The sequence below is a fragment of the Arthrobacter sp. MMS18-M83 genome (assembly GCF_026683955.1).
Classification (GTDB): Bacteria; Actinomycetota; Actinomycetes; order Actinomycetales; family Micrococcaceae; genus Arthrobacter.
In genome coordinates this window covers 825,425-846,729 of sequence record NZ_CP113343.1, presented here as the reverse complement: position 1 = coordinate 846,729, position 21,305 = coordinate 825,425, and the positions used below count along the sequence as shown (strand labels likewise).

Sequence of the window (21,305 nt, the reverse complement as noted above, 5' to 3'; positions counted from 1 at the left end):
TCAGCACAGGGCCTTTCCGCCGCGTTCGCGGCTGGGGCCCGCAGTAAGAAGTAGACGGTTCGTGCCTGGCTCGGTGCGGACCGAGACAGGAGAAATGTGGCCAAGGTCCGCGTACATGAGCTCGCTAAAGAGCTCGGTATTACTTCCAAAGATGCAGTGACAAAACTGCAGGAATTGGGCGAATTCGTTCGCTCCGCCTCTTCGACAATTGAGGCCCCCGTCGTGAAGAAGCTTCGCGACGCCTACCCGGGTGCCGGCGCTGCAAAGGCCGCTGCCTCTGCAACGGCTTCCGTTGCAGCCCCCAAGGCACCCGCTGCCCCTGCTGCACCCGCAGCATCCCGCCCGGCTCCGGGCCCTGCAGCGCCCAAGGCTCCGGTTCCGGCTCCCAAGGCTGAGACCCCCGCCCCGGCAGCGCCTGCGGCTCCCGCAGCTCCCGCTAGCCCTGTTTTCGCCAAGCCGGGCGCCCGTCCGGCGCCCAAGGCCGAAGCTCCGGCCCCGGCACGTTCCGGTGGCCAGGCTCCGCGTCCCGGCGGTCCCCGTCCGGGCAACAACCCGTTCGCGACTTCGCAGGGCATGCCCCGCGGCCGTGGCGACGGCGAGCGTCCGCCTCGTCCGGGCAACAACCCCTTTGCGGCTTCGCAGGGTATGCCCCGTGGCGCTCGCACTGAAGGCGAACGTCCCGGTGGTCCGCGTCCCGCGGCCGGCGCAGGCGGTCCTCGTCCCGCAGCCGGTGCAGGCGGTCCCCGTCCCGCAGCCGGTGCCGGTGGACCGCGTCCGGGTGCACCGCGCCCCGGTGCTCCCCGTCCGGGTGCACCGCGTCCCGCAGGCGGACCTCCAGGAAACCGTCCCACTCCGGGCATGATGCCCAACCGTACCGAGCGTCCCGCTCCCGGTGGCGCAGGCCGTCCGGGTGGCGCAGGCCGTCCCGGTGGCGGCCCCGGCCGCCCGGGTGGCGCTCCTGGCGCTGGCACTGGTGGCGGAGCTCCCGCCGGCGGTGGCTTCGGCAAGGGCGGCCGCGGACGCGGCGGCACCCAGGGTGCCTTCGGCAAGGGTGGCGCAGGACGCGGCAAGCAGCGCAAGTCGAAGCGTGCAAAGCGTCAGGAACTTGAGCAGATGAGTGCTCCGTCGCTGGGTGGGGTATCCGTACCCCGTGGCGACGGCAACACCGTGGTCCGGCTCCGTCGCGGCTCGTCCATCACGGACTTTGCCGACAAGATCGAGGCGAACCCCGCCGCACTGGTGACCGTGCTGTTCCACCTTGGTGAAATGGCAACGGCTACGCAGTCGCTGGACGAGGACACCTTCGGCCTGCTCGGCGCTGAACTCGGCTACAAGGTCCAGGTTGTCTCTCCGGAGGACGAAGAGCGCGAGCTCCTCGACTCCTTCGACATCGACCTCGATGCCGAGCTGGAAGCCGAAGGCGACGACGTCCTCGAACCGCGTCCCCCGGTTGTCACCGTCATGGGTCACGTTGACCACGGTAAGACCCGACTGCTCGACGCCATCCGGAAGACCAACGTGGTTGCAGGCGAACACGGCGGCATCACGCAGCACATCGGTGCCTACCAGATCAGCCACATCCACGAAGGCACTCCGCGCGACATCACCTTCATTGACACCCCCGGCCACGAGGCGTTCACCGCCATGCGTGCCCGTGGTGCCAAGGTCACCGACATCGCCATCCTGGTTGTCGCAGCCGACGACGGCGTCATGCCGCAGACGGTGGAAGCACTCAACCACGCACAGGCAGCCAACGTGCCGATCGTCGTCGCGGTGAACAAGATCGACAAGGAAGGTGCGAACCCGGACAAGGTCAAGGGCCAGCTCACCGAGTACGGTCTGGTTCCCGAAGAATACGGTGGCGACACCATGTTCGTTGAGGTTTCTGCCCGCCAGAACATCAACATCGACGAACTGATCGACGCCGTCCTGCTGACCGCAGACGCCGCCCTGGACCTGCGCGCCAACCCGGACAAGGACGCTCGAGGCATTGCCATCGAAGCGAACCTGGACAAGGGCCGCGGTTCCGTGGCCACCGTCCTGGTCCAGTCCGGTACCCTGGCCGTCGGTGACACGATCGTGGCCGGTACGGCCCACGGCCGCGTCCGTGCCATGTTCGATGAAGACGGCAACGCCCTCGACATCGCGCTTCCGTCCCGTCCGGTCCAGGTCCTGGGCCTGTCCAACGTACCGCGTGCAGGTGACACCTTCCTGGTGACCTCCGACGAGCGTACGGCCCGCCAGATCGCTGAAAAGCGTGAAGCAGCCGACCGCAACGCGGCACTGGCCAAGCGCCGCAAGCGCATCAGCCTCGAGGACTTCGACAAGGCTGTGGCCGAAGGCAAGATCGACACCCTCAACCTCATCCTCAAGGGTGACGTTTCCGGTGCCGTCGAAGCCCTCGAAGACGCCCTGCTCAAGATCGACGTCGGCGACGAAGACGTTCAGCTGCGGGTCATCCACCGCGGTGTGGGTGCCATCACGCAGAACGACGTCAACCTCGCCACGGTGGACAACGCCATCATCATCGGCTTCAACGTCAAGCCCGCCGAGCGTGTGGCCGACCTTGCCGATCGTGAAGGCGTGGACATGCGCTTCTACTCCGTCATCTACTCGGCAATCGATGACATCGAGCTGGCCCTCAAGGGCATGCTCAAGCCGGAGTACGAGGAAGTCCAGCTCGGTACCGCCGAGGTCCGCGAAGTCTTCCGTTCTTCCAAGTTCGGAAACATCGCCGGTTCCATCGTCCGCTCGGGCATTATCCGCCGTAACACGAAGGCACGCGTCAGCCGCGATGGCAAGGTCATCGGCGACAACCTCACCGTTGAGACGCTCAAGCGCTTCAAGGACGACGCCACCGAGGTCCGCACGGACTTCGAGTGTGGTATCGGTCTTGGCTCGTACAACGACATCAACGAAGGTGACATCATCGAGACCTTCGAGATGCGCGAAAAGCCGCGCGTCTAAGCACGGAAAATAGAGGCGGGGCCGTTGGATTCTTCCGGCGGCCCCGGCCCGTTCCGCCGATATGGAGGCCCCGCCCGGCCCGTTCCGCCGACAGGGGGGCCCCGCCCCTACGCTGGGCGGCAAAGGATCTGCGATCCTTTGCCGCCCAGCTTCGGCAGGCCCGATGCCACTCCCGGGCCCCCATATCGGCTCCACGGGCCTCCGTGGGACCTCACGGTCCGTCGGTGACTTGCCTTGGGCGAGTCGCACTATACAGAACTTAAGTACGCAAGTTGCTAACGCGCCGTCGTACGCGAAATTTAGGAGTAGAAATGGCTGATCCGGCACGCGCTGCCAAGTTGGCGCAGCGGATTAAGGTTGTTGTTGCTGAGGCACTGGGCCGGCGGATCAAGGATCCTCGGGTTGAGGGCATCACCATCACGGATGCCCGCGTCACCAACGATCTTCAGCACGCCACCGTGTATTACACCGTCTTCGGTGACGAGGCCGCTCATTCCGATGCTGTTAGGGCGTTGGAGAAGGCCAAGGGTGTTTTGCGTCAGGAAGTGGGCCGCAATATTACCGTGCGCCTGACTCCTACGCTGGAGTTCGTCGCTGACCTTATCCCGGTCAACGCTTCGAACCTTGAGCAGCTGCTGCGCACAGCCAAGGAGCGCGACGCCGAGGTGGCCGCGCTGGCCGCCGGAGCCAAGCACGCTGGCGATGCAGATCCGTACAAGAGCGATGCCCCGCAGGATGCGGACATCGACGAAGACGATTTTGACGAAGAAGACATCGACCTCCGCGCCGATGAAGACATCGACGAAGACGGCGGCAAGTAGTCCACCGACGTCCTCGCGGGCCCGGATCCGCAGCTCTTAGGGCTGCCGGATCCGGTCCTTCTTGTTAACCGTGAAAAGCCGGGCCAAATTGATGGGCCATGGCTAAGATCGGAGCATGGCGGCGCACGATGCAGCTCAGAGTCCCGAGAACTACCTTGAATACGCCCTGCGGCTCGCAGTGCAAAACGTGGCCGACGGCGGCGGGCCTTTCGGCGCCGTCGTGGTCACCCCGGACGGACGGCTCCATGACGGCGTCAACCGGGTCACCCGCGACAACGACCCCACAGCGCACGCCGAAGTGGTCGCGATCCGGCGGGCGGCGTCGGAACTTGGAAGCTTCGATCTCAGCGGCTCCGTGCTCTATTCAAGCTGCGAACCGTGCCCCTTGTGCCTCTCGGCGGCCTTATGGGGCCGGGTAAGCCGGGTCTACTTTGCCGCGGACCGGCACGGGGCCGCGGCTGCTGGCTTCGACGACGCGGTCTTCTACGAGTACTTCAACGGCATCCGCCCGGAACTGATGCCCGTCCACCACGCGGAGGTTCCGGCATCGGAGGCTCCTTTCGATGCATGGCGCGGGCACAAGAACCGGACCAAATACTGAGCCCAACTTCGCCAACTGCCAAGCCGCCGGGCCTCAAGACCGCGCCGGGAGCCGTCTGACGCCGTCGAGCAACTGCTGGTGATCGCCGCACAGCGCGATCCTGATCCACCCCTCGCCGATGGAACCGAACGCGGTACCCGGCGCCACGGCAACTCCGAACTCCGCGAGGAACGCGCGCACCCAGGCGCGCACGTCGCCGCCGCTCACATGCGAGACGTCGGCCCAAAGGTAGAAAGCTCCTTGGGCGCCCAGAAAGGGAATGCCCTTCTCCGCCAGCACTGCTGACGCGGCATCCCGGTTGGAGCGGTAGTGCTCCCTGGCGGTGTCCACATAGTCCTGGGGGCCGGTCAGCGCCGCGACGGCGGCGTACTGGGATGGCGAAGCCACGCAGGAAACGATTGCCTCCATGACGTTGTTCATCTTCCGCTCCAGGCCCGGAGGGCAAATGAGCGCCCCGATCCGCAGTCCCGTCAGTCCGTAGGTTTTGGACAGGGTCAGGGACGTGAAGACCCGCGCTTCGCCGGGGACGGTGCTGTCGAAGCAGGCCGGACTCGTGTGCGGAACATCGAACGTGAACGCTTCGTAGCATTCATCCGAAATGATCCAGAGATCGTGTTTGACGGCCATTTCCACCAGTTGACGGGTGACTTCCGCGCCGATCACCGCGCCCAAGGGATTGGACGGCGAATTCAAGACCAACACCTTGGTCCGGGGCGTGATCAGTGCCTCGATGTCCTCGATGCGCGGCTGGAACTCGTGCTCCGGGTAGAGCGGGTACTGCACCGGGACGGCGTTCAGCAGGTGGCCAGTCATGGCAAAGGTGGGATAGCCAGGATTCGGAATCAGGATCTCGTCGCCGGGGGAGAGGAGCAGGCTCATGGCGAAATGAAGGCCCTGTTGGGCCCCGTCCACGACGTACACGCGCTCTGTGCCGACGTCCACCTTGTTGTGGGCGCGGAATCGGTCGGCGAAGGCTTCCCGCAGGGCAGGGATCCCGGCATTGGGGGTGTAGTTGGTCTCGTCCCTGTCAAGGCAAGCGATCCCCGCGTCCAGGATGTGACGGGGCAGCGCAAAGCCGGGCTCGCCGATGCTGAGGACAATCGCCCCGGGAGTCGCCCAAGCGGCCTCGGTGATCTCGCGGATCTGGTTCACGGGGACTTCGCGGACGTGCGCGGCAAGCTCTGGCATGGGAGCCATCTTAGCCGCGGTGCCCCACCGTTCCGGGACGCTGCCTCGCAGGATGCATGCCCTGGCGCGGATATACTGGGAGGCGTGCTTTCTGGACTGGTAATCGTTGACAAGCCGCAAGGATGGACCAGCCACGATGTGGTTGGACGGATGCGGCGACTGGCCGGTACCCGGAAAGTAGGCCACGCTGGAACTTTGGACCCCATGGCCACCGGTGTCCTGGTGCTGGGGATCAACAAGGCAACACGATTGTTGACGTACATCGTGGGTACCTCCAAGACGTACTCCGCCACCATCCGGCTCGGCGAATCCACCATCACCGACGACGCCGAAGGCGACATCACCGCGAGCCGCAGTGCCGCCGGGGTCACTGAGGAATCCATCCATACCGGCGTCGCCCGGCTCACCGGGGATATCCAGCAGGTTCCCAGCAGCGTCAGCGCAATCAAGGTCAACGGCGAACGGTCCTACGCGCGCGTCCGTTCGGGTGAAGAAGTCAAGCTCGCCGCCCGGCCCGTGACCATCCACCGTTTCGAGATCCATACCATCCGCAGGATCGACGACGGCAGGGTAGTGGACGTCGATGTCACCGTTGAGTGCTCCTCCGGTACGTACATCCGTGCCTTGGCACGCGACCTTGGCGAGGCCCTCGGCGTCGGCGGACACCTCACGGCGCTGCGCCGCACGCAAGTGGGGCCATACTCCCTTGAGCAGGCCCGCACCCTCGAACAGCTCGCCGAGGAACTGGAAGTCCTCGAAATGTCTGCGGCTGCCCGCGCGCTCATGCCGAACCGGGAGCTGAGCGACGCCGAAACCACAGAGATTTCCTTTGGCCGCAGGATCGCCGCCGGGCCAAATGCGGGCACGGCGGAGGCTGCCACCGCCGAGAACCCCGCTGCCGCGTTCTCGCCGTCAGGGGAACTGGTGGCGTTGCTGGCCGACGCGGGGAGTTTCGCCAAGCCTGTGCTGGTGTTCGCGCCGGACAACGAAAAGCAGGCAGACTAGCCATGGACGGATACTTTTACGCTGTCCTCGTCGTCGGGCTGCTGTCCACGATCATCTGCGTCGTGGCGGGCCTGATGAAAAAGGCCCCTAACGACATTACGATTCTGTCCGTTGCCGCCGTCGAACTTGTCCTGCTGGTGTATCTTGTCGGATCGATCATCCGCGTGGCGATGGGTGAAAAGATTGCGGGGGAGCCGTGGGAGTTCTGGGGCTACATCATCACCGCGCTCATGCTTCCCATCGTGGCCGTGTATTGGTCCATCCTGGAGCGGACCCGTTGGAGCAATTTCGTCATGGGCGCCGTGGGCGTCACCGCATTGGTCATGGCGGCCCGCATGAACCAGATCTGGTACTGACATTGGAAGAAGCACACGAAGTGACTGTTGAGACCACCCAGAAGAAGAACCGGGACACCCGCAACACCGGTCCGGGAAGGCTGCTGATTGCGGTCTATGCGGTTTTCGCGATCTCGGCGACGGCCCGTGCCGGATACCAGATCCTGACCAAGTTCTCGGATGCTCCCTTGGCCCACATCCTCTCGGCTTTCGCGGCTGTGGTGTACGTCGTGGCCACGGTCTCCCTCGCCAAGCCGGGCCGCACCTGGTTCAAGGTGTCCTTGGCGGCAGTCCTCGTGGAAATGCTCGGCGTGATTGTGGTTGGTGCCATCAGCCTTTTCGATCCGGTGGCTTTCCCGCACGACACCGTCTGGTCCTTGTTCGGCCGCGGATACGGCTTTGTGCCGCTGATCCTGCCGGTCCTGGGCCTGCTTTGGCTCTACCGGCGACGCCCGGCACGGCTTCCGGAGTAGGCCGGGCGGGCCTCGGTTCCCGGGCAGGAGAGCCCGGGACAGCAGGTAACCTTAGAGAATTCCGGCGCCGGACCAGGCCGCCGGGCATAGTGAATACCAGCAGTAAAAGGCGAGGTTGATGGTCCACATCTGGAACGATCCCACCGAGGTCCCCGAGGATTTCGGTCCCAGCGTCGTTACCATCGGGAACTTTGACGGCGTCCATCGTGGACACCAGCAGGTGCTGACGCAGCTTCTGCGCACTTCTAAGCAGCACGGTGCGCGGTCCGTCGTCGTGACTTTCGATCCGCACCCGGCCCTGGTCCACCGGCCCGATTCGGCACCTGAGCTCATCATGGGGCTGCAGGACAAGCTCGATGCCCTGGTCGACGCGGGCGTGGACGCCGTCCTGGTCATGAAATACAACCTCGCGCTGGCAGGTATGACTCCCGGGGAATTCGTCGGCACCGTCCTGCTCGACGGGCTTCACGCAGCGCACGTCGTGGTGGGCCACGATCTCCGTTTCGGTGCAGGCAATTCCGGCGACGTCGGCACCATGCAGGAATTGGGCAAGGACCTGGGATTCGGCGTCCACGTAGTCAACGAGTTTGGCGCGGAGGGGTTTCCAGTCCACGACGACGGCGGCACGGACCGCCGCTGTTCCTCCACCTGGGTGCGTGAAGCCCTTGCCGAGGGCGACGTCGAGACCGCGGCCGCGGTACTTGGCCGCCCGCACCGCATGCGGGGCGAAGTGGTCCACGGCGCAGCTCGCGGACGCGCCCTTGGCTTTCCCACGGCAAACCTTGACCATGGCGCCACCGGCTACGTGCCCGCAGATGGAATCTACGCAGGCTGGCTGATCGACGGGTCCGGAACCCGCTGGCCCGCCGCGATTTCCGTGGGTTCCAATCCCACCTTCGACGGTGTGAGCCGCCAGGTGGAAGCCCACGTCATCGACCGCCCGGAAGAGGCCGTGGAGGACTTCAATCTCTACGGACAAACCGTCGTGGTGGAATTTGCCGCGCGGCTGCGGGGCATGGTGGCATACCGTGGACCAGAGGCCCTTGTTGGGCAGATGCGGCTCGACGTCGTCCAGGCCCACGATCTTTTGCTGAACAAGTAGCCCCATGCGTTAGCAGGGATTCGGAGGGCATGTATCGTGAGCGTTGAGAAGAACACCCGGCCACTCGACGAAGGCATCGTCAAGGATTTCAGCACACGCATGAGCTACGGCTCCTACCTGCAGCTTCCCCTGCTGCTCAGTGCGCAGCAACCTGTCAGCCAGCCGGAGCACCATGACGAACTCTTATTCATCATCCAGCACCAGACCACGGAGCTTTGGCTGAAGCTGGTCCTCCACGAGCTCCGCAGTGCCGCGACGTGGCTGCGCCAGGACGATCTTGGCTCCGCGCTCAAGGGCATCGCAAGGGTCAAGCACATCCAGAAGACCCTCACCGAGCAATGGTCGGTGCTGGCCACCCTGACTCCCACGGAATACTCGCAGTTCCGCGGCTTCCTGGGGAACGCGTCCGGCTTCCAGTCGAGCCAGTACCGTGCCGTCGAGTTCATCCTTGGCAACAAGAACGCGAAGATTCTGCCGGTGTTCGATTCGGATCCGGAATCGCGGGCCATGCTGGAGGAACTCCTGCACGCGCCCAGTATCTACGACGAATTCCTGGCCTATCTTCACCGCCATGGCTACGACGTTCCGGCGTCCGTCCTGGACCGGGACGTCTCCCAGGCACACCAGTTCGCCCCTGGGCTCTTGCCGCTCTTCAAGCACATCTATGAACATGCCGCAGACAACTGGGCGGCCTACGAGGCCTGCGAGGAACTGGTGGACCTTGAGGACAACTTCCAACTGTGGCGCTTCAGGCATTTGCGCACTGTCCAGCGGACCATCGGCATGAAGACCGGAACCGGAGGTTCAAGCGGAGTTTCATTCCTCCAGAAGGCACTTGACCTGACGTTCTTCCCCGAGCTGTTTGCCGTCCGAACTGAGATCGGGAAGTGACCGGAACCCGTCTTTGAGGAGGGTCACGCAGCAGCTTTCGACAAGATTGCCAGGCTGCCGGTAAACTGAGGGATGGATCCGGCTGCAGTCCGTGGCGGCTGGACCTGTTTTGTGTGCGGTCATTGGCACATCACAACCCGGCAGCGAGGCGCTGAATCGGGACGCACGGCACAACTCTAGGAGTTCACGTGGCACTTGAAGCCGCTGTTAAGCAGTCCATCATCGAGGCATACGCAACGTCCAAGGGCGACACTGGTTCGCCGGAGGTCCAGATTGCAGTCCTGACTCAGCGGATCAAGGATCTGACTGAGCACATGAAGGAGCACAAGCACGACTTCCACACCCAGCGCGGTCTGCTGGCTATGGTTGGTCGTCGCAAGCGCATGCTGGGCTACCTCAAGAAGACTGACATTGCCCGCTACCGTGCGCTCATCGAGCGCCTCGGCCTGCGCCGCTAGTTTGACTTCGGGCGGCCCGATCCTCCGCGGACCGGGCCGCCTTTTCTCCATAACTAAATCCAACACTTAACAGGAGTTCAACCGCATCGCGCATTCGCGGTCCTCGGTAGTGATCCCCGGGAAAAGCCTTCTGTGATGAAGGCGCCGCCCGTGGGTCTCGATCGATGACCGGGTGTCGTACAGGCCAGGAACAGACGCTGGCCTGGGTCGATGCGGACGAACTTCCGCTAAACCAAGAAACGGAGGTGACTCTCAATGGAGGGTCCCGAAATCCAGTTCTCAGAAGCCAACATCGACAACGGCCGCTTTGGCAAGCGGGTTATCCGCTTCGAAACCGGCCGCCTTGCCAAGCAGGCAGCCGGCGCAGCGATGGTCTACATCGACGAAGACACCGCCCTGCTGTCCGCAACCACCGCGGGCAAATCCCCGCGTGAAGGCTTCGACTTCTTCCCGCTGACCGTCGACGTCGAAGAGCGCATGTACGCCGCCGGCCGCATCCCGGGCTCGTTCTTCCGCCGCGAAGGCCGCCCGTCCACCGAAGCCATCCTGGCTTGCCGCCTCATGGACCGCCCCCTGCGCCCCGCTTTCGTCAAGGGCCTGCGCAACGAGGTCCAGATCGTCGTCACCGTCCTGGCGATCAACCCGGACGAACTCTACGACGTCGTGGCCATCAACGCCTCGTCCATGTCCACCCAGCTCTCCGGCCTCCCGTTCTCCGGCCCGATCGGCGGCGTCCGCGTTGCCCTCGTCGCCGACGAACAGGGTTCGCAGTGGGTTGCGTTCCCGAAGCACTCCCAGCTCGAAAACGCCGTCTTCAACATGGTTGTCGCCGGACGCATTGCCGGTGACGACGTCGCCATCATGATGGTTGAAGCCGAAGCCACGGACAACTCCTGGAACCTCATCAAGGAACAGGGCGCTACCGCTCCCACCGAAGAGGTTGTTTCCGAGGGTCTCGAAGCCGCCAAGCCCTTCATCAAGGCCCTGTGCGAGGCCCAGGCCGACCTGGCCGCCCGCGCTGCCAAGCCCACGGTTGAGTTCCCGATCTTCCTGGACTACCAGGACGACGTCTACGCCGCTGTCGAAGCCGCCGCCGCCGAGAAGCTTGCTGCTGTCTTCCAGATCGCCGACAAGCAGGACCGCGACAACGCCTCCGACGAGCTCAAGGACGAAGTCCTTGGCGCCCTCGGCGGCCAGTTCGAAGGCCGCGAGAAGGAGCTCTCCGCAGCCTTCCGCTCCCTGACCAAGCAGGTTGTGCGCCAGCGCATCCTCAAGGACCAGATCCGCATCGACGGCCGTGGCCTGACGGACATCCGCCAGCTGACTGCCGAGGTAGAGGTCCTGCCCCGCGTTCACGGTTCCGCCATCTTCGAGCGCGGCGAAACCCAGATCATGGGTGTTACCACACTGAACATGCTCAAGATGGAACAGCAGATCGACTCGCTGTCTCCCGTCACGCGCAAGCGCTACATGCACAACTACAACTTCCCGCCGTACTCCACCGGCGAGACCGGCCGCGTCGGCTCCCCGAAGCGCCGCGAAATCGGTCACGGAGCCCTTGCAGAGCGCGCCATCATGCCGGTGCTGCCGTCCCGCGAGGAATTCCCGTACGCCATCCGCCAGGTGTCTGAGGCCCTCAGCTCCAACGGTTCGACGTCGATGGGTTCCGTTTGTGCCTCAACGCTGTCCCTGCTCAACGCAGGTGTGCCGCTGAAGGCAGCTGTTGCCGGTATCGCCATGGGCCTGGTTTCCGACCAGGTTGACGGTCAGACCCGCTACGCAGCCCTGACCGACATCCTCGGCGCCGAAGACGCTTTCGGCGACATGGACTTCAAGGTTGCCGGTACCTCCGAGTTCGTCACGGCTATCCAGCTTGACACCAAGCTTGACGGCATCCCGGCATCGGTCCTGGCAGCAGCCCTGAAGCAGGCCCGCGAAGCCCGCCTGCACATCCTGGATGTCATCAACGCCGCCATCGACACCCCGGACGAGCTCTCCGAGTTCGCACCGCGCGTCATCGCCGTCAACATCCCCGTTGACAAGATCGGCGAGGTCATCGGCCCCAAGGGCAAGATGATCAACCAGATCCAGGAAGACACCGGCGCCGACATCTCCATCGAAGACGACGGCACTGTCTACATCGGCGCCACCAACGGTCCGTCTGCCGAAGCAGCACGCGCCGCGATCAACGCCATTGCCAACCCGCAGATCCCGGAAATCGGTGAGCGTTACCTGGGCACGGTCGTCAAGACCACCACCTTTGGCGCGTTCGTTTCCCTGACCCCGGGCAAGGACGGTCTGCTGCACATCTCCGAGCTGCGCAAGCTGGCCAGCGGCAAGCGCGTGGACAACGTCGACGACGTCGTCTCCGTGGGCCAGAAGATCCAGGTCGAGATCACCAAGATCGATGACCGCGGCAAGCTCTCACTCTCCCCGGTTGTGGCCGAGGAAGAAGGCGCGGCCTCTGAGGAAGCTCCCGCCGAAGAGGCTGACGTATCCGCAGAGTAGCCTGAACCGGCACTGCACGGGCAGGACCGGTGGACATGTCCACCGGTCCTGCCCGGTTAACAACGAATTCCCGCCCCAAGGGCGATGTGCCCGCTGGTACGATTGCAGCCAGATTTGGCACCCGCGATTTCCCGTAGAACTGAAAGGTCTTGATGACTGTCGTACCCCTCCCTCTGGCGCAGACCGTGCCCGGCGGCGAACTGATCCATGGTGCCGAAGGTGGCTCCGTTGTCCGGCGTTCGGTGCTACCGGGGGGCGTTCGCGTGCTCACCGAGGCCATGCCCGGTCAGCGCTCGGCAACCATCGGATTCTGGGTGGGGGTCGGTTCCCGCGACGAGGCAGACGGCCAGCACGGCTCCACCCACTTCCTCGAACATCTCTTGTTCAAGGGGACCAGACGGCGTACGGCCCTCGAGATCGCCTCTGCTTTTGACGAGGTGGGCGGAGAATCGAACGCGGCCACAGCCAAGGAAAGCACTTGCTACTTTGCCCGGGTGCTGGATACCGACCTGCCCATGGCCATCGACGTCATCGCCGACATGATTACCGGCGCGGTGCTGGATCCGTCGGAACTTGAGCAGGAACGCGACGTGATCCTTGAAGAAATCGCCATGGACAGCGATGACCCCACCGATGTGGCCCACGAGAAATTCGTGGCCGCGGTACTCGGCATTCACCCGCTGGGACGCCCGATCGGCGGCACCCCGGCTGCCATCAAGGCCGTGTCCCGCGATTCCGTGTGGGAGCACTACCGCCGCTACTACCGGCCTGACGAAATCGTCATCACCGCAGCAGGCGGGTTGGACCACGACGTCGTTTGCCGGCTGGTGCTCGATGCGTTGCGGACAGCCGGCTGGGAGCTGAAAGACGGCGCCGCCCCGGTTGATCGCCGTTCCACCGCACGTGCGGATATCACGGGTACGTCGGGGCTCCATGTGGTCAAGCGCCCCGTGGAACAGGCAAATATCATCATGGGCTGCCCCTCGATCGTTGCCACCGATGACCGTCGCTTTGTCATGAGCGTCCTGAACGCAGTCTTGGGTGGCGGGATGTCCTCGCGGCTCTTTCAGGAGATCCGCGAAAAACGCGGCCTCGTATATTCCACCTACTCCTTTGCCTCCGCCTACGCGGATGCAGGCTACTTCGGTATGTACGCCGGCTGCACGCCGTCGAAGGTCAAGCAGGTTCTGGAACTTCTGGGCGCTGAACTGGACAAACTTGCTGCTGACGGGATCACGGACGAGGAATTGCGCAAGGCCGTAGGCCAATTGTGCGGCGGAATCGTCCTGGCCTTAGAGGACACCGGTTCCCGGATGTCCCGCCTTGGCCGCGCCGAACTAGTCTCCGGCGAATTCCAGGACATTGACGAAACGCTCCGCCGCATCAAAGCCGTCACCGCCGAGCAAGTGCAGGAGCTCGCCGTCGTGCTCGCCGCTGCCCCACGCACGGTGACCGTCGTCGGGCCTTTCGAGGAGACGGAGACTTTCGGCCTCTAGGCTCAGCCCCTCCCTAGGGACATGCCCCCCGTTGGAGCCAAGGTGCGGACATGATCCTGATATGTCCATTCCTGGCTTGGAACAGGGGGCATGTCCGGTGGGGAAGGCTGGACGCGCCTGCTGGATCGGGAACATGATGGTGACGTATCCATCGTCGATGCGCAGGAGTCGCCATGAACGAGCCATTGAAGAGTCATGCAAACACTGCGCTGGAGGCGTTCCTGGGCCATTGGCGGGGGAGCACCGAGCTTGCCGCTTCTCCGTGGGGCCCGGCCCGGACCGCCGACGCCGAGGTCACCTTTTCCCGCGCGGCCGGAGGATACGCCTTGGTGCAGAGCTACCGGCACGTCGAGCCTGACGGTACGCACTTCGAGGGGCACGGTGTGTTCACGGTTGACCCGGACCACGGAGACACCCTGTGGTACTACGTGGACAGCATGGGCCGGCCGCCGGAAGCGCCGGCCCGTGGCCACTGGCAGGACGGCACGCTGAGGCTTGAGCGGCATAGCCCTCGCGGGACCGCGAGACACACCTTCAAAGTAGACGGCGGGGTGCTGACGCACATGGCCGAACTCCGGCTCGGCGATGCCGCGACATTCAGCCCGTTCATGATCTCCGTCTGCAGGCGCGTCTAAGGCCGACGTCCAGCAGGTACGGTCCCGCAGGTACAACAGTCAGAGCGTCCTAGCCTCCACGGATTCCACGATCCGGGTGGCTGGCGCGCCGTCGAGCGAGGCTGGCCTTCCAGGGCCGCTCCACACCTTTGTCCGCAAGGTGTTCAGCATTGATTCAGCTTGCTCCCGCTCGGCGAAATCAAGCTCGATCAGGACGCGCTGCGAATCGTCCACGGGCCTGAAGACCCGGTAGGAAACAACGCCGGAGCCAGCACGATCTGCCGGATCCGAGTCGAATGACTGCTTCCATGCGGCGAAATCGTTCACAGCGTGTTCGATCTGGAGGGTGTACATGGCTGTTCCTTTGCTGTTGCGCGGATAGGCACAGCGTAGGCTCCTTGGGCGTCCGGGACCACCCTTGGATTGGGGTCGGCTCAGCCCCCGGCAAATGGCGGAAGGACGTCGACGACGTCGTCCGCACCGAGGGCGGCCGAACGGTTGCGGACCGCCACCTCGTTGCGCAGGAAACTGCTGCGGGAAATAATCCGGGCCAGGGTGGGCGTTCCCGCCGGAGGTTCCGGCCGTTCGACGGCGAGCAGGGCGGCGATGAGCCCGTCCAGGCTGGTTCCTTCCGGAAGATCGTGGTGTTCCTCTTCGACGCCTGCCGCGGCGCGTGCGGCAGCGAAGTAACGTACAAGCACAGTTTCAGCCTCCGATGGCGCTCATGCTGCGGTCCGGCTGGACGAAGTCCGGTGCGCCGAGGCCGGTGTGGTCCATCCCGTGCGCCTTGGGTTTGATCCACATGGCGTCCTGCCAGCGTTGGGCGAGTTCGTCGTCGCTGGCGCCTTGCCGGAGCAAGCCGAGGAGATCGAATTCTTCGCGGGAGAACAGGCAGCTCATGATCTTGCCTTCGGCGGTGATCCTTGTGCGCCGGCAATCGGAACAGAACGGCTCAGTGACCGAGGCGATAATACCGACGGTGCCTAGAACAGCGCCGTTGGCTTCCGCGGAAGCAGGGTCCCGGCGTCGTACTTCGAATCGTTCGGCAGGTGCGCCGTCGCGTTCACGAGGGTCCGGGCTGAGCACGAAGTCCCGCGAGAGCAGTTCGCGGATCTCCGCTGCGGTGATCATGTTCCGCCGGGTCCAACCGTGATCGGCGTCCAGCGGCATTTGCTCGATGAAGCGCAGCTCATAGCGGCGGTCCAAAGCCCAGGCCAGGAGGTCCGGGGACTCGGCGTCGTTGATTCCCCGCATGAGCACGGCATTGATTTTGACCGGTCCCAGGCCCGCGGCCCAGGCGGCGTCGACGCCGGCAAGCACCTTGCCGAGGAAGGGTCGCCGGGTCAGCTTGGTGAATGTCTCTTCGTGCAGCGAGTCGAGGGAGACGTTGATGCGTGTGAGCCCGGCTTCCTTGAGCGCGGCCGCCTTCTTGTCCAGGCCGACGCCGTTGGTCGTCATGGAGATCGGCAGATCGGGGTGTGCCTTACGGAGGGCGGAGATGATGTCCACGAGGTCGGCACGCACCAAGGGCTCGCCGCCGGTGAGGCGCAGTTCGCGGACTCCGAGTTGTTCGACGCCGATCCGCACTATCCGGACGATCTCGGCTGCGGTCATGACGGCCTGTTTGGATAGCCATTCGAGCCCTTCGGCGGGCATGCAATAGGTGCACCGAAGGTTGCATTTGTCGGTCAGGGACAGGCGCATGTCGGTGGCCCGGCGTCCGTAGCGGTCGAACAGGCCCTCAGGGGTCCCGGCAGGGCGCGGCGGGGGCGCGGACGCGTTGCTCCCTGTCCCATCGCCCGTAGCGGGCAACGGCATGCCTAGCTGAACACTCATGGATTCAGGCTACGCCAGGGAGGGCCCAAGCGTGATATCGCCCACTGGCCACGTTCGTCGGCCGCTCGCCGTGGCGCGGCGCAAAGAGTGAGTTCTTACGGAATACGTACGGTTCGCCCACGGGCGGCCGGATCAGGCACCACGGGCGCATTGCGAATCTATGCTGAAGGTGTGAACATGCAGCCCGCCCCGCACGCTGCCGAACCTGGCAACCGCCGCATTCTCTTGGTCGAAGACGAACAGACCATCGCCGACGTCGTCCGGGACTATCTGGTCCAGGCAGGCTTCCAGGTCGATCTCGCGGGCGACGGCTTCACAGCCCTGAGCCTCGCAGCCGCCAGGCGGCCTGACCTAGTCATCCTGGACCGCCTGCTGCCCGGACTCGACGGGGTGGAAGTGTGCCGCAGGTTGCGGCTGGCCATGAGCGTTCCCATCATCATGGTCACCGCCCTCGGCACGGAGGACGACCGCATCCTGGGGCTGGAAACCGGGGCGGACGACTACGTCACCAAGCCCTTCTCACCGCGCGAACTGGTTCTCCGGGTGAAATCCGTGTTGCGCCGGAGCATCAAGGAATTCAGCCCGGAACCTCCCGTGGAACTTGCCGGCTTCGAATTGGATCCGGCCTCGCGCACGGTGCTCCATCATGGAAAGCCACTGACGTTGACGGTGCGTGAATTCGATTTGCTGGCTTTCATGCTCCGCCGGCCCAACCAGGTATTCAGCCGTGAGGACCTCATCAAGGCGGTGTGGGGCTGGGACTTCGGGGATCTGTCCACCGTGACGGTGCATGTCCGCCGCTTGCGCGAAAAGATCGAGGACAACCCGACAACCCCGGTGCTTCTCAAGACTGTCTGGGGAGTCGGTTACCGCTTCGACGCTAAGGAAGGTGGACATGCAGGCATCTGAAATGTTCACGATCCTGGCCTGGATGCTCCTATGGGCTGTCTCCATCGGCACCTTGACCCTCGCCCTACTGCGATTCCTGCGCGGTGCCTCGATCCTGGTGCAGATCTGTCTCGTCGTGGTCGCCACTGTTGGCGTTCTCGTGGCCGGCATGGTGAGCGCGTTCAACGCCATGTTCATTTCGGCCCGGGACCTCGAAGTCATGTGGTACATCCTCGCGGTGGCCTCAGCGGTGGCAATTGCCATCTCCTTGGTCCTCGGCGCCGGGGTATCCCGCAACGTCATCCGGCTCGTGGCCGCCACGCGCCGCCTCGGCAGCGGCGAAGCCCTCGACGGATCCGTCCTGCCACCATCGGCATCGCGGCGGACCGCGCCGGCCATGAACTCCGAGTTGGCCCAGCTGGCCCAGGAACTCGAAGCGAGCAGCCTCAAACTGGAGGAATCCCGGAGGCGGGAAGCCGCCGTCGAAACTGCCCGCCGCGAACTGGTCTCCTGGATCTCGCACGACCTCCGGACTCCCTTGGCAAGCATGCGGGCCATGGCCGAAGCACTGGAAGACGGCATGGCGGCCGACGTTCCCGCCTACTACCGCAAGATCATCGGGCAGACGGATCAAATGGCGGTGATGGTCAACGACCTCCTTGAACTGTCCAAAATCCAGGCGGGAACGCTCCGTCTAAGCGCGGAAGCCTTGGACCTCTACGACTTGGTGAGCGACGCCATCGCCGATCTTGCCCCGCTTGCCGCGCAGCGCGGTATCCAGCTCGACGGCGGTGGCGACCGGGAGTGCATGGCGGTCGCGGATGGGCCCAGCTTGGGCAGGGCTGTCCGCAACGTGCTTCTGAACGCCATCATCTACAGCCGGCCCGGCGGCGAGGTCCGGGTCAGCGTCGGACGCGAAGGCAGCGACGCCGTCGTCGAGGTAGCGGACAGTTGCGGGGGCATCGACGACGAAGATCTGGCACACGTTTTTGAAACCGGATGGCAAAAGGACCGCGCCAGGAGCGCAGGAATGCGGTTCGAAGCAGGACCACCGCGCTACAGCGGAGCCGGTGTGGGGCTCAGCATGGTGGCAGGCATCGTCAAGGCCCATGGCGGCAGCGTCACCGTGGCGAATACCGGGGAGGGTTGCAGGTTCACTCTGCGCCTTCCTTCGGGAGCACAAGCAGCTGCATCCGACACCGGTGCATACCCGACAGAAATAGCTCCCGCCGACACAATTCCGTCGGCGGGCATCAAACAGGCAGGCAAGTCATGAGCAGTACCACTCCGAAGGCAGAGAAACGCAGTACCAGGACGGCGGCCCGTTGGGCTGCGGCATGCGGCGTGGTGGCCATCGGGCTCGGGGTGGCCGCCGGAGAGCTGTTGGCCGGTTTCCTGAGCCCGACCGTCTCACCCGTCACAGCACTTGGCGGCGTGGTGATCGACGCCGTGCCGGGTTGGGCCAAGGAACTGGCCGTCAGCCTTTTCGGCACCGCGGACAAAATCGCCCTGCTTGTCAGCATTGCCCTGGTGACGTTGGTCCTTGCCGCGCTCGCCGGGTTCCTGGAGTACCGGCGAAAAGGAGCGGGCCTCGTGCTCGCCTTGCTCGCCGGAGCCGCCGGACTGGCTGCCGTTCTGACCCGCGCCCAAGCGGCGCCCACCGCAGCCATCGCGCCGGTCGTAGCCACGATGGTCACCATGCTGTTCCTCCGCCTCCTGACCCAACGGCTCGAAACCTGGCGCCCTGGACCGGAGGCCAGCGATATGCCCTTGGCCCGCCGGAGCTTCGTGCAATTGTTGGGAGGAACGGCGATAGCAGCTGTGGTCGCGGGAATCGTGACGACCGTGGCGCGCAGGGCTGGAACCGTGGTTTCCGATTTCCGCCGCGGGGTTGCCTTGCCAGCGCCGGCGACGCCGGCCCAGAAGGTCCCCGACGGCGCAGCACTCACCTTGGCGGGACTGCAACCGCTTGTCACGCCGAACCCCGACTTCTACCGGATCGACACCGCCCTGATTCCCCCGGCCGTGAATCCACCGGAGTGGATCCTCAAGGTGACGGGTTTGGTGGAGCGCGAAGTCCAGCTGGATTTCGCCACTCTGTTGAGCAAACCGATGATCGAGCGCCATGTGACCATAGCGTGTGTATCCAACGAGGTTGGCGGAGGCCTGATCGGTAATGCGCTCTGGCTGGGCTGGCCCGTCCGCGAGCTCCTGGCCATGGCAGGGCCTAAGCCCGGTGCCGACATGGTGCTGTCCCGCAGCACCGACGGCTGGACTGCCGGAACTCCCCTCGAAGCGCTCACCGACAATCGGGACGCCATCCTCGCCGTCGGGATGAATGGTGAGCCCTTGCCCCTGGAACACGGCTTCCCGGTCCGGATGATCGTGCCCGGCCTTTATGGATATGTCTCGGCTACCAAATGGCTGACGGAGCTGAAAGTCACCCGCTTCGCGGACGACCAGGGCTACTGGACGCCGCGCGGTTGGAGCGACCATGGACCCATCAAGACGCAGTCCCGCATCGACGTGCCGCGGGATGGCCGCTCGGTCAAGGCCGGAATGATCCAGTTCGGCGGGGTCGCCTGGGCTCAACACCGCGGTGTCGCCAAGGTGGAGGTACGGGTAGACCGGGGCAATTGGCAGGAAGCCAAGCTCGCACCGGGAATCTCCACGGACACGTGGTACCAGTGGCAGCTAGGCCTTGAATTGGGTGTTGGAGGCCATGAGGTCCAGGTCCGTGCCACCGATGCTACCGGCACACCCCAGCCCGAAGCCCGCACTCCCGTGGCTCCGGACGGGGCCACAGGATTCCACACCATCCGGATCACCGTCAACTGACACTAGGCTGTGTAGGTCTGAGCGAAAACAATCGGGAGGAACACCGTGGCCAGATCCGTCGCAGCCCACCGCGAAGCCGTCAAGGAGCTTCTGTCCGGCCTTGCGCGCCAAGGAAGCACCGAGGTATTGCCCTTGATGGCAGCGCTCGGCCGCGTCCTCGCCGATGATGTTCTGGCGCCCCTCAGCCTGCCGCCGTTCGCCAACTCCCAGATGGACGGATTTGCCGTCCGCTCGGCGGACCTCGCACCTCACTCAGCGAGCGACGTCGGAGCGGAGCTGACAGTCGTGGACCCGGTTCCGGCGGGCGCGTTCCCGGCGCGGCTAGTGCCCGGCACCGCGGCTCCCATCATGACCGGCGCCATGATGCCCGAGGGTGCCGACGCCGTCGTGCCCATCGAACAGGCTGTGCCTGATGTCTTCCCCGCGCCCGGGGTGGTAGCAACCGTCCGCCTCCCGACAACCGAGCCCGGAACGTTCGTCCGCGACGCCGGGAGCGACATCACCGAGGGCACCGTTGCCTTGCGGGCCGGAACTGTCCTTGGGCCCGGACAGTTGGGGCTGCTCGCGGCCTTGGGGATGACCGCCGTCGCGGTCCGCACGCCGGTGCGCGCGCTTCTGGTGACTACGGGCGATGAAGTCGTGGAACCCGGCACGTCCCTACCGGAGGGCAAGATCTACGATTCCAATGGAACCCTGCTGGAAGCCGCCATGGTGCAATCCGGTCTGCGGGTTACGCGGACGGGAATCAGCGGTGACGATCCTGCTGCCCTGAAAGAACTCCTGCACGCCCACCTCGGTGCAATCGACCTCATCGTGACCACCGGGGGAGTCAGTAAGGGAGCCTACGAAGTGGTGAGGCAGGCCATGAATGGCAAAGCGGTCGAATTCGTGTCCGTGGCCATGCAGCCCGGCGGCCCCCAAGGAATCGGAACGTTCGATGGCGTGCCCCTCCTCGGATTTCCCGGCAACCCGGTGAGCTGCCTCGTGTCCTTCGAAATGTTCCTTCGCCCCGCGCTCGCCGCCGTCGTGGGAATCCCGGCATTGCGGCTCAGCCTGCAGGCGCGCCTTACTGAGTCGCTCACCTCTCCCGCGGGAAAGCACCAGGTGCGCCGCGGAACCCTGCTTCCGGGTGGAACAGTCCGGCTGGAGGGCGGAGTCGGTTCCCATCTCATCCATGCGCTGGCCAACTCGAACGCGCTGGTCCAGGTTCCGGCAGACGTCACGCAACTCGACGCCGGGGCGGAAGTGGAAGTATGGATGTTGTGAATGACACTTCAGACTCCG

20 protein-coding genes are annotated in these 21,305 nt (G+C 64.7%); 16 read left to right on the top strand and 4 right to left on the bottom strand.

Annotated features, from left to right (window positions below):
• The first annotated feature begins 96 nt into the window (after positions 1–96).
• From infB to OW521_RS03975, 3 genes are all read left to right on the top strand, one after another.
• Complete coding sequence (gene infB / locus OW521_RS03985; protein ID WP_268023146.1) at positions 97–2,967, top strand: translation initiation factor IF-2; 2,871 nt, start codon at positions 97–99, stop codon at positions 2,965–2,967.
• Between the two features lie 311 nt (positions 2,968–3,278).
• On the top strand, positions 3,279–3,788 hold the full coding sequence (gene rbfA, locus OW521_RS03980) for a 30S ribosome-binding factor RbfA (RefSeq protein WP_265978418.1): 510 nt from the start codon (positions 3,279–3,281) through the stop codon (positions 3,786–3,788).
• 115 nt (positions 3,789–3,903) lie between these two features.
• Positions 3,904–4,389 (top strand): nucleoside deaminase, encoded by a 486-nt coding sequence (locus OW521_RS03975; protein WP_268023144.1) that lies wholly within the window; start codon positions 3,904–3,906, stop codon positions 4,387–4,389.
• A gap of 33 nt (positions 4,390–4,422) precedes the next feature.
• On the opposite strand, the gene OW521_RS03970 is transcribed toward OW521_RS03975, so the two are convergent.
• Complete coding sequence (locus OW521_RS03970; RefSeq protein WP_268023142.1) at positions 4,423–5,577, bottom strand: pyridoxal phosphate-dependent aminotransferase; 1,155 nt, start codon at positions 5,575–5,577, stop codon at positions 4,423–4,425.
• 84 nt (positions 5,578–5,661) lie between these two features.
• Between OW521_RS03970 and truB the strand changes: the two genes are divergently transcribed.
• From truB to OW521_RS03925, 9 genes are all read left to right on the top strand, one after another.
• Positions 5,662–6,582, top strand: coding sequence for a tRNA pseudouridine(55) synthase TruB (gene truB / locus OW521_RS03965; RefSeq protein WP_268023140.1), 921 nt, complete (start codon positions 5,662–5,664; stop codon positions 6,580–6,582).
• 2 nt (positions 6,583–6,584) lie between these two features.
• The gene (locus OW521_RS03960) at positions 6,585–6,938 is read left to right on the top strand and encodes a hypothetical protein (RefSeq protein ID WP_265978413.1); all 354 of its coding nucleotides are present in this window, start codon (positions 6,585–6,587) and stop codon (positions 6,936–6,938) included.
• A gap of 2 nt (positions 6,939–6,940) precedes the next feature.
• The gene (locus OW521_RS03955; protein ID WP_395801761.1) at positions 6,941–7,390 is read left to right on the top strand and encodes a hypothetical protein; all 450 of its coding nucleotides are present in this window, start codon (positions 6,941–6,943) and stop codon (positions 7,388–7,390) included.
• A gap of 118 nt (positions 7,391–7,508) precedes the next feature.
• Positions 7,509–8,492 carry a bifunctional riboflavin kinase/FAD synthetase gene (locus OW521_RS03950; protein WP_268023135.1) on the top strand — a complete coding sequence of 328 codons (984 nt, stop codon included), beginning with the start codon at positions 7,509–7,511 and terminating at the stop codon, positions 8,490–8,492.
• Between the two features lie 36 nt (positions 8,493–8,528).
• Complete coding sequence (gene kynA / locus OW521_RS03945) at positions 8,529–9,383, top strand: tryptophan 2,3-dioxygenase (protein ID WP_268023133.1); 855 nt, start codon at positions 8,529–8,531, stop codon at positions 9,381–9,383.
• A gap of 188 nt (positions 9,384–9,571) precedes the next feature.
• Complete coding sequence (gene rpsO, locus OW521_RS03940; protein WP_028266602.1) at positions 9,572–9,841, top strand: 30S ribosomal protein S15; 270 nt, start codon at positions 9,572–9,574, stop codon at positions 9,839–9,841.
• A gap of 255 nt (positions 9,842–10,096) precedes the next feature.
• Positions 10,097–12,349, top strand: coding sequence for a polyribonucleotide nucleotidyltransferase (locus tag OW521_RS03935; RefSeq protein WP_268023128.1), 2,253 nt, complete (start codon positions 10,097–10,099; stop codon positions 12,347–12,349).
• A gap of 152 nt (positions 12,350–12,501) precedes the next feature.
• Positions 12,502–13,845 (top strand): M16 family metallopeptidase, encoded by a 1,344-nt coding sequence (locus OW521_RS03930; RefSeq protein ID WP_268023126.1) that lies wholly within the window; start codon positions 12,502–12,504, stop codon positions 13,843–13,845.
• A 173-nt stretch (positions 13,846–14,018) separates the two neighbouring features.
• Entirely contained in the window at positions 14,019–14,480 is a 462-nt protein-coding gene (locus OW521_RS03925; RefSeq protein ID WP_268023125.1) for a DUF1579 family protein, read from the top strand.
• A gap of 39 nt (positions 14,481–14,519) precedes the next feature.
• On the opposite strand, the gene OW521_RS03920 is transcribed toward OW521_RS03925, so the two are convergent.
• The 3 genes from OW521_RS03920 to moaA form a co-directional block, all read right to left on the bottom strand.
• Positions 14,520–14,813, bottom strand: a complete 294-nt coding sequence (locus OW521_RS03920; protein WP_268023124.1) for a hypothetical protein — start codon at positions 14,811–14,813, stop codon at positions 14,520–14,522.
• An 80-nt stretch (positions 14,814–14,893) separates the two neighbouring features.
• The gene (locus OW521_RS03915; RefSeq protein ID WP_268023122.1) at positions 14,894–15,160 is read right to left on the bottom strand and encodes a MoaD/ThiS family protein; all 267 of its coding nucleotides are present in this window, start codon (positions 15,158–15,160) and stop codon (positions 14,894–14,896) included.
• Positions 15,161–15,164: 4 nt separating this feature from the next.
• Positions 15,165–16,295, bottom strand: a complete 1,131-nt coding sequence (gene moaA / locus OW521_RS03910; protein WP_268023120.1) for a GTP 3',8-cyclase MoaA — start codon at positions 16,293–16,295, stop codon at positions 15,165–15,167.
• Between the two features lie 177 nt (positions 16,296–16,472).
• Between moaA and OW521_RS03905 the strand changes: the two genes are divergently transcribed.
• From OW521_RS03905 to OW521_RS03890, 4 genes are read left to right on the top strand one after another with little or no spacing between them, the layout of a single operon-like run.
• Positions 16,473–17,204 (top strand): response regulator transcription factor, encoded by a 732-nt coding sequence (locus OW521_RS03905; protein WP_268023119.1) that lies wholly within the window; start codon positions 16,473–16,475, stop codon positions 17,202–17,204.
• Positions 17,191–18,459: a sensor histidine kinase gene (locus OW521_RS03900; protein WP_268023118.1), complete on the top strand. Its 1,269-nt coding sequence runs from the start codon at positions 17,191–17,193 to the stop codon at positions 18,457–18,459. The genes OW521_RS03905 and OW521_RS03900 overlap by 14 nt, the downstream gene beginning before the upstream one ends.
• The gene (locus tag OW521_RS03895; RefSeq protein ID WP_268023116.1) at positions 18,456–20,021 is read left to right on the top strand and encodes a molybdopterin-dependent oxidoreductase; all 1,566 of its coding nucleotides are present in this window, start codon (positions 18,456–18,458) and stop codon (positions 20,019–20,021) included. The genes OW521_RS03900 and OW521_RS03895 overlap by 4 nt, the downstream gene beginning before the upstream one ends.
• 45 nt (positions 20,022–20,066) lie before the next feature.
• A complete protein-coding gene (locus OW521_RS03890; protein WP_268023115.1) occupies positions 20,067–21,287 on the top strand; it encodes a molybdopterin molybdotransferase MoeA in 1,221 nt (406 codons plus the stop codon).
• The last annotated feature ends 18 nt before the right edge of the window (positions 21,288–21,305 follow it).

Bases quoted from the DNA above. Each gene is read 5' to 3' on its own strand.
- rbfA (WP_265978418.1), top strand. From the start codon at position 3,279: ATGGCTGATCCGGCACGCGCTGCCAAGTTGGCGCAGCGGATTAAGGTT.
- OW521_RS03975 (WP_268023144.1), top strand. From the start codon at position 3,904: ATGGCGGCGCACGATGCAGCTCAGAGTCCCGAGAACTACCTTGAATAC.
- OW521_RS03970 (WP_268023142.1), bottom strand. From the start codon at position 5,577: ATGCCAGAGCTTGCCGCGCACGTCCGCGAAGTCCCCGTGAACCAGATC.
- OW521_RS03960 (WP_265978413.1), top strand. From the start codon at position 6,585: ATGGACGGATACTTTTACGCTGTCCTCGTCGTCGGGCTGCTGTCCACG.
- OW521_RS03950 (WP_268023135.1), top strand. From the start codon at position 7,509: ATGGTCCACATCTGGAACGATCCCACCGAGGTCCCCGAGGATTTCGGT.
- OW521_RS03935 (WP_268023128.1), top strand. From the start codon at position 10,097: ATGGAGGGTCCCGAAATCCAGTTCTCAGAAGCCAACATCGACAACGGC.
- OW521_RS03930 (WP_268023126.1), top strand. From the start codon at position 12,502: ATGACTGTCGTACCCCTCCCTCTGGCGCAGACCGTGCCCGGCGGCGAA.
- OW521_RS03925 (WP_268023125.1), top strand. From the start codon at position 14,019: ATGAACGAGCCATTGAAGAGTCATGCAAACACTGCGCTGGAGGCGTTC.
- OW521_RS03920 (WP_268023124.1), bottom strand. From the start codon at position 14,813: ATGTACACCCTCCAGATCGAACACGCTGTGAACGATTTCGCCGCATGG.
- moaA (WP_268023120.1), bottom strand. From the start codon at position 16,295: ATGAGTGTTCAGCTAGGCATGCCGTTGCCCGCTACGGGCGATGGGACA.
- OW521_RS03905 (WP_268023119.1), top strand. From the start codon at position 16,473: ATGCAGCCCGCCCCGCACGCTGCCGAACCTGGCAACCGCCGCATTCTC.
- OW521_RS03900 (WP_268023118.1), top strand. From the start codon at position 17,191: ATGCAGGCATCTGAAATGTTCACGATCCTGGCCTGGATGCTCCTATGG.
- OW521_RS03895 (WP_268023116.1), top strand. From the start codon at position 18,456: ATGAGCAGTACCACTCCGAAGGCAGAGAAACGCAGTACCAGGACGGCG.